Consider the following 8,703-nt stretch of genomic DNA (forward strand, 5'->3'; position numbering starts at 1 on the left):
CGGCGCGTTGCTCATCAAGATCATCGGCCCCCGAATCCTGCGCGCCTACGGCTTTCGCCGGGTGATGCTCGTCAACGCCGTGGTGGCCTCGGGCTTCCTCGCGGTGAACGGGCTCTTCACGGTGCAGACCCCGCACGCGGTCATCGTCTGCGTGCTTTTGCTGGGGGGCTGCGTGCGCTCCCTGCAATTCACCTGCGTCAACGCCATCGCGTATGCCGAACTCGACAAACCCGAGATGAGCGCGGCGACGAGCCTCGCCAGCGTGGCCCAGCAGCTCTCGCTCAGTCTCGGCGTCTCGATCGGCGCCCTCGCCCTCGAGGCGCATGCGGCCGCCTATGGACGATCCGAGATCGCGGCCGCGGATTTCGGGCCGGCCTTCCTTACCGTCTCGATGATCTCGCTGGCTTCGTTCTTCGGATTTCGCCGGCTCGACCCCAATGCCGGGGCGGAAGTCTCAGGCCAGCGGCGCGTGGCCGAGGAAGCTCGGAACGCGACGCCGTAGGAAAGTCAGGCGGCGGCGCGGGCGGGGACGCGGCCGGCGGGGCGCTTGGGCCTCGCCCCCGACTTCGAGGACGTGGCCTTCGCGGACGTGGTCTTGGCAGGCGCGGCCCGGGCTGGACCAGCCGAGGCACGGGCGCCCTGGCGCCAGCCCAGCCAGCTCCAGGCCCCGGGGCCGGTCATCGCATACATCAGGAAGCCGCCGGCGAGGCCGAGATCGGCCAGGAACAGCGTGCGCTCGGCCACGGCACTCGGGCCGATATATTGCCAGAAGGGATGGAGCAGGCCGGCCATCACCGCCACGAAGGCGGCGAGCGCCAGCCCGCTGAGGCGCGGCAAGACGCCGAGGATCAACGCGACGGGCCCGAAGACCTGGACGATCACCGCCGCGGTCGCGACGGCGTTGGGGGACGGCAGGCCAATGCCGGCGAGCGTCAGCGCGAAGCCGGAAACGTTGAGCGCGCGGGCGATGCCCGTCGGCAGGAGGGCTGCGGCCAGGAGCAGCCGCGAGAGAAGAAGCAGTCCGTCTTGGGCACGGCCGGTCACGCATCGGTCTCCGTCTGTCGGGGTCGATGCCGAGCTTTGTCGGCCCCCGCTGAAGACGGCGTTAAGGACGCGCACGCCTCAACCGGAAACGCCGCCCCGGAACAGGCGTCCACGCTCCGTCCAGGCGACGACCGCGAGGGCGAGGGAGCCGAGGATGGCGTAGCCGATGCCGATGGGCAGGACCGAGCCGTCGAAGGATTGCCCGATCAGGTAGCCGCAGAACGCGCCGAGCGCCGTGGTGTAGAAGCCGAGGAAGGACGACGCCGTGCCGGCGATCTCGCCCAGCGGCTGCAGGGCCAGCGCGTTGAAGTTCGGCATGGCAAAGCTGATCAGGAACTGGTTGGCGGCCAGAATCGCGAGGAACAGGGCGAGCGGCGGGTGTCCGTGATAGGCGAGGCCCACCACGACCTGACCGACCGCGACCACGACGAACAGGCTCAGGCCCGCGTGCGAGAGCGGTCGCATGCCGAGGCGGCGCACGAGGCGCGCGTTCAGCAGCGTGGCCGCGCCCATCGCCCCGGCGACGAGGCCGAAGGCCAGGGGGAACAGGTTCCCGAGATGGTAGAGGCCCGTGTCGAAGACCTGCTGGGCCGAGCCGACATAGCCCATGATGCAGCCGGTGAGCAGGCCGAGCGCCGTGGCGTAGCCGACCGCCACCCGGTTGCGGAAGGTCAGCCCCACCGCCTGGGCTACGGCGCGAAGCGAGAACGGGCGCCGGTATTGCGGGTGGAGCGTCTCGGGCATCCGGGCCGCGAACCAGAGGATCAGGATGCCGGCCAGTGCCAGCATCGAGACGAAGACGTAGACCCAGGAGCCGAACAGCAGCATCGCGCCGCCGATGGCCGGCGCGATCATCGGCACGATGAGGAACACCATCATGATCAGCGACATCACGCTCGCCATCTCGCGGCCCGCGAAACGGTCGCGCACGATGGCGGTGGAGAGGACGCGGCCGCTGGCGGCCCCGAGGCCCTGGATGACCCGGGCGGCGAGCAGCCAACCGAAGGACGGCGCCACCATGGCCAGCCCCGTTCCGACCACGTAGATCGCCAGGCCCGCGAGGAGCACGGAGCGCCGGCCGAACGTGTCCGAGAGCGGCCCGTAGACGATCTGCGCGGCACCGAATCCGATCATGTAGACGTAGACGAGGAGCTGCAGGCTGTTGGCGTCCGGCACGCCGAAGCGCGCCTGGATCGCCGGAAAGGCCGGCAGCAGGTTGTCGATGGAGATGGCGGTGACCGCCATCATCAGCGCGACGATTCCCACGAACTCGCCGAAGCCGGGGCCCGTCCAGACTTTGGTCGCTGTGTCTTGAGGCGTCGAGACCGGCGCACGCGCGGTCGTCACCGGGGTGGTTGTCACGGCGGGCTGTCCTTGGGAGATTTTTATCGGCGCGAGCGGCTGACGCAGGAGAAACTGTCTCTCGCCCCAAAGTGTGCCGCCGCGAAGGCCGGGCAATCGCCCGCGCCGCATGGCAGCCGCGCGGGCGCTCCGGGCCGGACCGCCACAATTCCGCACAAGCGGTCGCGCTTAACCCTCACCACCTGCGGCATTTCGAATCGTGCCGGCGGGTGACGGGTGCGGTTCGATCGGGAGGATGTCGGGGTGCCGGAGACGCGACGTCGCATCGTCCTGCTCGGGTTGCTCCTGGCGCTCGTGGCGATCGGACCCGCGGCGGCGGAACCGGAGGCGCCCTTCGCCGAGCGGGCCGACGCCATCGTGCAGCCCTATGCCCGCGCTGGTATCTTCTCCGGAGCCGTCATCGTCGCGCGCGACGGCGTCGTGCTGTTCCGGCGCGCCTACGGGCTCGCGAACCGCGAGTGGTCGGTGGCGAACACGCCGGACACCCGCTTTCGCATCGCCTCGCTGACCAAGCAATTCACCGCGGCCGCGATTCTCAGGCTCCAGGAGGACGGCCGGCTCGCCCTCGACGATCCGGCCGCGCGGCACATGCCGGATTTGCCACCGTCCTGGGCGCCCATCACCCTGCGGATGCTCCTCGACCACACGTCGGGCCTGCCCAACGTCACCGCCCTGCCCGACTACCCGACGGTGATCGCCCGGACCGCACGCACCCCGATGGAGGTCGTCGGCCGGCTGTTCTCCGAGGCGCTTCTATTCCCGGCGGGCTCGGCGCAGGAATACAGCAACACCGGATACGTCCTGCTCGGCGCGATCATCGAGCGGATCACCGGCGAACCGTTCGCCGACGCCCTGCGCCGTCTCGTCCTCGCCCCCGCCGGGCTGTCTGATACGAGTGATGCCGACCCGGAACGCGTGATCCCGCGCCGCGCCGAGGGCTATCACCGGGCGGCCGGAACCTGGCGCAACGCGCCCCCCGTCGCCGCATCCGCGGCCCTCGGGGCCGGCGGGCTGGTCTCGACCCTCGACGACCTCGTGGCCTGGGACCGGGCCCTGCTTTCCGGCCGCGTCCTCGCGCCGGAATCCGTCGCGGCGATGTTCCAGGATCGCGGTCACGGCTACGGGCTCGGCTGGTATCTCGGCACGGCCTATGGCCGGCGGCTCTGGTCGCATGGCGGCTTCCTGAACGGGTTTTCCGCGATCAAGGACACCTATCCGGATCTCGGCCTGACCATCGTGGTCCTCGGCAACACCGAGACGGCGCCGGCCCAGGCCCTGTCGCGCCGTCTCGGCGCTCTCGCGTTGGGCGAGCCGGAGGCCACCGGCATCACGGTTCCGCCGAATGTCCTCGACCGCTACGTCGGGTTCTACCGCGTCGGCCCGCGCGCCGTCGTGGCCCTGACCCGCTCCGGGGACCGGCTGGTCGCGCAGGGGACCGGGCTCGCCCGCCTCGAGCTCATGCCGGAGAGTGACCGCGTGTTCGTGGCCGGAGACGGAACCCGCATCGCCCTCGATCTCGAGCCCGACGGCCGTGCCACCGGGCTCCTCCTCGATGCCCCCGGCTCCGCCCGCTCGGGGCCGCGCATCGATGCGCGGACCGCCCGGCGGATCACCGCACGCCGTCTCGCCTGGCTGGCGCCGCGCTAAGGCCCCGGCCGGGTCGCCAACCTTCCGAAACGGGTCTACCATCGGGTCGAGCGCCGGAACGCCATTCCGCGCGCAGGCGAGGCTTCGCGGTCGAACCGCGCTCGCCGCCACGTTCGTCCGCAGCGTTCCTTGGCCAAAAGTCCACCTTGATTCGTCTCGGCGTCTGGCCTTGGCTGCGGCTCATAAAAACAAGCAGGAGGATACGCGATGAACAAGCCGGAATTTCTCGACCAGGGCACCAAGGCCCCGTTCTCGGCCCGCTACGACAACTTCATCGGCGGGCAATGGCTGGCGCCCGTGGCCGGCCGCTACTTCGAGAACACCTCGCCCATCACCGGCCGGGTGATCTGCGAGGTCGCCCGCTCGGACGCCGCCGACGTCGACAAGGCGCTGGACGCGGCCCATGCCGCCAAGGAAGCCTGGGGCCGGACGTCACCGGGCGAGCGCGCCCGCATCCTCAACAAAATCGCCGACCGGATGGAGGACAACCTCGATCTGATCGCGCTCGCCGAGACCTGGGACAACGGCAAGCCGATCCGCGAGACGACGCATGCGGACATCCCGCTCGCCATCGACCATTTCCGCTACTTCGCCGGCTGCGTGCGCGCGCAGGAAGGCGCGATTTCCGAGATCGACCACGACACGGTGGCCTACCACTTCCATGAGCCGCTCGGCGTCGTCGGCCAGATCATCCCGTGGAACTTCCCCATCCTGATGGCGGTGTGGAAGCTCGCGCCCGCACTCGCCGCCGGCAATTGCGTGGTGCTGAAGCCCGCCGAGCAGACGCCCGCCTCGATCCTCGTGGTGGCCGAGCTCATCGCGGACCTGCTGCCGCCGGGCGTGCTCAACATCGTCAACGGCTTCGGGCTCGAATGCGGCAAGCCGCTGGCCTCCTCGCCCCGCATCGCCAAGATCGCCTTCACCGGCGAGACGACGACGGGCCGGCTGATCATGCAGTACGCCTCGCAGAACCTGATCCCGGTGACGCTGGAACTCGGCGGCAAGTCGCCCAACATCTTCTTCGCCGACGTCGCCAACGAGGACGACGACTTCTTCGACAAGGCGCTGGAGGGCTTCACCATGTTCGCCCTCAACCAGGGCGAAGTCTGCACCTGCCCGAGCCGGGCGCTGGTGCACGAGTCGATCTACGACCGCTTCATGGAGCGGGCGATCAAGCGCGTCGAGGCGATCACGCAGGGCTCGCCCCTCGACCCCGCCACCATGATCGGGGCCCAGGCGTCCTCCGAGCAGCTGGAGAAGATCCTCAGCTACGTCGACATCGGCCGCCAGGAAGGCGCCGAGTGCCTCACGGGCGGCGAGCGCAACGTCAAGGACGGCGAGTTCGCGGAGGGTTTCTACATGAAGCCCACCGTCTTCAAGGGCCACAACAAGATGCGCATCTTCCAGGAGGAGATCTTCGGGCCCGTGCTCTCGGTGACGACCTTCAAGGACGATGCCGACGCGCTCTCGATCGCCAACGACACCCTCTACGGCCTCGGCGCCGGCGTCTGGACCCGCGACGGGACCCGCGCCTACCGCTTCGGCCGCGCCATCCAGGCCGGCCGCGTCTGGACGAACTGCTACCACGCCTACCCGGCCCACGCGGCCTTCGGCGGCTACAAGCAGTCCGGCATCGGCCGCGAGAATCACAAGATGATGCTCGATCACTATCAGCAGACCAAGAACATGCTGGTCAGTTACTCGGCCAAGAAGCTCGGGTTCTTCTAAGCGCGGTCGGACGACCGCGACCCGCGGGAACCTGCCCCGGCCCGAAACGGCCGGGGCTTTTTCGTGGCGCAGCCCTATCTGACCGGGTCAACATACCCATGGAGACCGAACCCGTGAGCGTCCTCGCCTCCCCCGATTCGACCACCGCCGATCAGGTCGGCGCCGACGGCACGCCGCTGCGCGTCACCGCCACCCCGGCCGCCGTCGAACTCATCGCGGAACTGCGGGCCGAGCACGGGCCGGTGATGTTCCACCAGTCGGGCGGCTGCTGCGACGGCTCCTCGCCCATGTGCTACCCGCTCGGCGATTTCCTCACCGGCGACAGCGACGTCCACCTCGGCACCGTGGCGGGGGCCGACTTCTGGATCAGCCGGCCGCAATTCGAGGTCTGGAAGCACACGCACCTCATCCTCGACGTGGTGCGCGGGCGCGGCGGCATGTTTTCCCTCGAGAACGGGCGCGACAAGCGTTTCCTGATCCGCTCGCGCCTGTTCACGGCCGCCGAAAACACCGCTTTGGAAAGCGCCTGCAAGATCTAAGGTCGGCAGGATCTAAGGTCGGCAAGGTCTAAGGTCGGCAAGATCTGACGTCGGGCCAAGGGTGGCCGGACCCGCGCCTCGGGTTTCGCGCCCTGTCGCTCAGGTGCGCGGGTTCGGCTTCTCGCCCGCATTGCAGCGCTTCATCGCCGCGAAGGCCTCGGACGCGCCGCTGAGATCGAAGCTCGCCTTCCAGCCCTTGCCCTTGATGGCGATCTCTTCCGAATCGGCGGCTTTCTCCGCGAGGCCCGCCGGCAGGGAGCCGACGATCTGGGTGCCGTTGCCAGTCCAGGTCGATTTGGCGTTCACGGTCTTGCCGCCCAGTTCGGTCGCGGCGACGATCTTCTCATCCTTGTCGTGCGACCACTTGCTGTAGGTGAGCACCACCACGAGCGCCTTGTTCTCCAGCGCGAAGGTGATGGAATTGTCGGCGTCGTCATCGTCCTCGTCGACGTAGGATCGGACGATCACGCACGGGTTGACCCCCGTGACGCTGCCGGCGCGCTCGACCTGCCAGCCGTTCACGCTCTCGAAGAGCGGGCGTTCCTGAGCCTGCGCGACCAGGGGGGCGAGGCCGGCGAGCAGGCCGAGGAGGCAGGACCGGGCCTGGGTCAGGCGCTTCATGATGGGTTGCTCCGAAGGGACGGGACGCCGAGGGGATCAGAGTTTGGCGTCGGGCGGCGAGGCCGGCGGCGCCTTTGCGGACTTGGCCGCCTCGCGCGCATCCATGAAGGCCGCGAAGTCTTCGGGTGTCCGGGTCGAGAACTGGGTGATCGGCTGGGTATCCTCCGCGAGATCCCGGAACGCGGCGCAGAGTTCGGCGCTCGATCGAGCGAAGGTCGGCTGCAGCTTCGCCTGGATCTCTTCCGCGACCGGCGCCATCTCGGGCGTCATCGTGGCGAGCTTGGCGTCGAATTCGGCGCGCTGCCGGGACGTCGTCGGGATTTCGCAGCTGGCCATCAGCTTCTGGAAGATCAGCCCCATGCCGTAGACCTTCATGCGTGTCTCGGAGGGACGCGCGGCCGCCTTCTTCTCGGCCTGCCGGCGCGTCGTCTCGGCGTCGAAGGCCTCGGGCGACAGGGTCAGGTACTGTTCGAGGACCGCCGGGAACTGGGCGCCATCGCTCGGCTTCGGACAGAACGTCTCCTTCGGGTCCTCGAAGCGCTTGCGCAACTCGGCGTCGATCAGGGGCTGGATCAGGCTCATCTCGGGCCGCATCACCGCGACCTTGGCGTCGAGGTCGGCGCGCTGCTTCTTCGTGGTCGCGACATCGCAATCCTGAAGCGCCTTCTGGAAGAAGAGCCCCGTCGAATAGTGGGCGATGCGGGCTTCCGGCGGGATCTCGGCCGTGGGCGTCTCCGCGGCGGGCTTGTCCGGTCCCTTCTCGCATTGCTTCAGGGCGTCGAACGCCTCGGCGAAGGCCGGGATCTTGAAGTCGGCGTCCCCGTCCTTGAAGCGAAGGACGATGTTGTCGGCACTCCTGAGCTGCGGCAGCAGCTGGTCCGACAATCGCCCGCTCATCTGCGTATCGTCCGCTTCCCATTTGGAGCGGAGGTCCACGACCTTGCCCCCGATCAGGAGGACGATGGTCCGGTTCCCCTTGTCGTGGGACCAGCCCTGGTAACCCAGCGAAATGCCGAGGAAGCCGGGAAAGGCGGACAGCGCCACCGAACTGGCGTTCTCGTCATCCTCGTCCTTGTAGCCGCGCACCATGATGCAGGTGGTCGTCTGGCCCCGGACCTCCCGGCTGATGTCCCAGTCCTTCACCGTCGCGAAGGGAGTGCCCTTCGCCGACGCACCCGACAACGCCATCCCGATGCCGGTCGCGGCGAGGAGCATGGGCAGCAGGAACCGGGATCTCATGGGCAACTCCGCAATGCCGGGGCGTCCGTGGCTTATGGCTATGGTTCCGTCACGTACCACGAAGCGCTGAATTCTTGGAAGTTCTATTGATCCGGCTGGCGGCGTGCCGTTTCCAAATTAGGACGATTGATGAGACCGCTTTGGTGATGTTCCATTGCAATTGGCTTCCGAAGTAAAACGTATCGCCGGTCAGAATTGCTGAGCATACGGGAATGTTTCGATCGCGGTTTTACAGGGAATTTTTTCTGGAGATCGAGCATTGGCTGGGGTTGGAGTGACAGCCCGGTGGTGTGTGATGTCCTGATCTCAACCCTGGAGGCGGTATCGGCCGGTCAGGGTTAGGGTCCTGACGCCGGCCTCGAATGCCCGGCAGAACCGCCTCCGAGATCGATTCCGCCTCCAGAATGCAGATCGCTCCCCGGGCGGTGACGCCCGGGGAGCGAGACGGCGGTCTTCACCGCCGAAGTAATCCGCTTAGCCGGCAGGCGTTCAGGCGCGGCTGACGCTGGCGGCGGTGATCTCG

At 68.3% G+C, this 8,703-nt stretch carries 7 protein-coding genes and 1 pseudogene; 4 read left to right on the top strand and 4 right to left on the bottom strand.

What is annotated here, in order from left to right:
• Window positions 1-502 (top strand): annotated as a pseudogene (locus tag JWQ05_RS14800) (MFS transporter); the annotation flags it as partial.
• 5 nt (window positions 503-507) lie between these two features.
• Here JWQ05_RS14800 and JWQ05_RS14805 read toward each other — a convergent pair.
• Both JWQ05_RS14805 and JWQ05_RS14810 read right to left on the bottom strand, forming a co-directional pair.
• Complete coding sequence (locus tag JWQ05_RS14805) at window positions 508-1,044, bottom strand: DoxX family protein (protein ID WP_299659709.1); 537 nt, start codon at window positions 1,042-1,044, stop codon at window positions 508-510.
• Window positions 1,045-1,122: 78 nt separating this feature from the next.
• Complete coding sequence (locus JWQ05_RS14810) at window positions 1,123-2,292, bottom strand: multidrug effflux MFS transporter (protein WP_299659725.1); 1,170 nt, start codon at window positions 2,290-2,292, stop codon at window positions 1,123-1,125.
• A gap of 357 nt (window positions 2,293-2,649) precedes the next feature.
• Here JWQ05_RS14810 and JWQ05_RS14815 point away from each other — a divergent pair, with 357 nt between their 5' ends.
• The 3 genes from JWQ05_RS14815 (at window position 2,650) to JWQ05_RS14825 (ending at window position 6,320) form a co-directional block, all read left to right on the top strand.
• Complete coding sequence (locus tag JWQ05_RS14815; protein WP_299659712.1) at window positions 2,650-4,053, top strand: serine hydrolase; 1,404 nt, start codon at window positions 2,650-2,652, stop codon at window positions 4,051-4,053.
• Window positions 4,054-4,260: 207 nt separating this feature from the next.
• Window positions 4,261-5,781: an aldehyde dehydrogenase gene (adh, locus tag JWQ05_RS14820; RefSeq protein ID WP_299659715.1), complete on the top strand. Its 1,521-nt coding sequence runs from the start codon at window positions 4,261-4,263 to the stop codon at window positions 5,779-5,781.
• A 98-nt stretch (window positions 5,782-5,879) separates the two neighbouring features.
• Window positions 5,880-6,320: a DUF779 domain-containing protein gene (locus tag JWQ05_RS14825; RefSeq protein WP_299659718.1), complete on the top strand. Its 441-nt coding sequence runs from the start codon at window positions 5,880-5,882 to the stop codon at window positions 6,318-6,320.
• 99 nt (window positions 6,321-6,419) lie between these two features.
• On the opposite strand, the gene JWQ05_RS14830 is transcribed toward JWQ05_RS14825, so the two are convergent.
• Both JWQ05_RS14830 and JWQ05_RS14835 read right to left on the bottom strand, forming a co-directional pair.
• Complete coding sequence (locus tag JWQ05_RS14830) at window positions 6,420-6,941, bottom strand: hypothetical protein (protein ID WP_299659721.1); 522 nt, start codon at window positions 6,939-6,941, stop codon at window positions 6,420-6,422.
• A 36-nt stretch (window positions 6,942-6,977) separates the two neighbouring features.
• On the bottom strand, window positions 6,978-8,180 hold the full coding sequence (locus JWQ05_RS14835; protein ID WP_299659723.1) for a hypothetical protein: 1,203 nt from the start codon (window positions 8,178-8,180) through the stop codon (window positions 6,978-6,980).
• Between the last annotated feature and the right edge of the window lie 523 nt (window positions 8,181-8,703).

Source organism: Methylobacterium sp. (assembly GCF_028290105.1).
In the GTDB taxonomy this organism is placed as follows: Bacteria; Pseudomonadota; Alphaproteobacteria; order Rhizobiales; family Beijerinckiaceae; genus Methylobacterium.